Source organism: Ornithinibacter sp. (assembly GCF_035443565.1).
Lineage (GTDB): Bacteria > Actinomycetota > Actinomycetes > Actinomycetales > Dermatophilaceae > Fodinibacter.
In genome coordinates this window covers 1-1,396 of the sequence record NZ_DAORSO010000144.1, presented here as the reverse complement: position 1 = coordinate 1,396, position 1,396 = coordinate 1, and the positions used below count along the sequence as shown (strand labels likewise).

Genomic DNA, 1,396 nt, shown 5'->3' with positions numbered 1-1,396 from the left:
GTGCTGCTGCGCGCGCTCGCGCAGGCCGGGTGCCACTTCGACGTCGCGAGTCCCGCGGAGGTGCGGGCCGCGCTCGCGGCGGGAGCCCCGGCATCCCACCTCGTGCACTCCAACCCCGTCGCCCGCCGCGACCACCTGCGCGAGGCGCACGACCTCGGGGTGCGGCTGTTCGTGCTCGATTCCCCGGGCGAGGTCGCCAAGCTGGCGGATGCCGCGCCCGGCGCGTCGGTGCTCGTGCGGATCGTGACCTCCGGGTCCGGGTCGGACTGGCCGTTGTCACGCAAGTACGGCTGCTCCGTCGAGGATGCCGTGGCGTTGCTCCTCGACGCCGCTCACCTCGGGCTCGACCCGGCCGGGGTCTCGTTCCACGTCGGGTCCCAGCAACGGGACCCGCAGGCGTGGGGGCCGCCGATCCGCTCGGCGGCTCGGGTGTTCGAGGCGGTGCGGGCGCACGGCATCCGGCCGTGGCTGCTCGACCTCGGGGGCGGTTTCCCCGCTGCGTTGGAGGGTGGGGAGGTGCCGTCGGTGAGTGAGTTCGGGGCGGCCATCGAGGCCCACCTGGCCGACGCCTTCGGTGACGACCGGCCGCGCACGCTCGTGGAGCCCGGGCGGGGCATCGTCGGGGATGCCGGCACCGTCGTGACCAGCGTCGTCGGAGTCGTCGACCGCGGCGGGGTGCGCTGGGTGTTCGTCGACGCCGGGGTGTTCACCGGACTCGTCGAGACGTTGGACGAGGCGATCCGCTACCGGCTCGAGGTGCCGGGGGTGGGTGGGAAGAGCGGGCCGTGCGTGCTCGCGGGCCCGACCTGTGACAGCGCCGACGTGCTCTACGAGACGACACCGGTGTCGCTGCCGCTGACCCTCGCCGAGGGTGACGAGCTGCGCATCCACGCCGCCGGGGCCTACTCGACCTGCTACTCAACGGTCGGGTTCAACGGGTTCGCGCCGCTGCCGACGGTCATCACCCGCTGACCGGAGCTGGTCAGGGGCTGACCGGGCCCGGCCGGCGCTGGCTACAGTGGCAGTCATGGCGACCACCGACCTCGCGACCTCCCTGGCCTACAGCGACCTGCTCGGGAGCATCCCGGTCACGCCGTCATCGACGACGTCCCGGGTGGTCGTGAACAACTCGGCCCTGCGGGTCGTGGTCTTCGCGTTCGACGAGGGGGAGCTGCTCACCGAGCACTCCTCGCCGCGGGCGGTCGTCGTGCAGCTGCTCGACGGCGCGATCCGCTTCACCGTCGGCGACGCCGAGCACCACATGGTGCCCGGCGACGTCATCTACCTCGCCCCCGGTGAGCGGCACGCCCTGGTCGCCGACGCACCGAGCCACCTCAGCCTCGTCATGGTCGACGTGGCCGCGACTGCCGCCTCCGGGGCCTCGCCGACCGCCTGA

2 protein-coding genes are annotated in these 1,396 nt (G+C 73.4%); both read left to right on the top strand.

From position 1 onward, the window contains the following. Positions 1–972: type III PLP-dependent enzyme (locus PLL68_RS12015; protein ID WP_324534383.1), on the top strand; the 972-nt coding region annotated here is incomplete at its 5' end. 55 nt (positions 973–1,027) lie between these two features. Further along, positions 1,028–1,396, top strand: coding sequence for a cupin domain-containing protein (locus PLL68_RS12010; protein ID WP_324534381.1), 369 nt, complete (start codon positions 1,028–1,030; stop codon positions 1,394–1,396).

What these genes read in the sequence shown, in the direction of transcription:
- PLL68_RS12010 (WP_324534381.1), top strand. Translation starts at nt 1,028, where the DNA reads ATGGCGACCACCGACCTCGCGACCTCCCTGGCCTACAGCGACCTGCTC.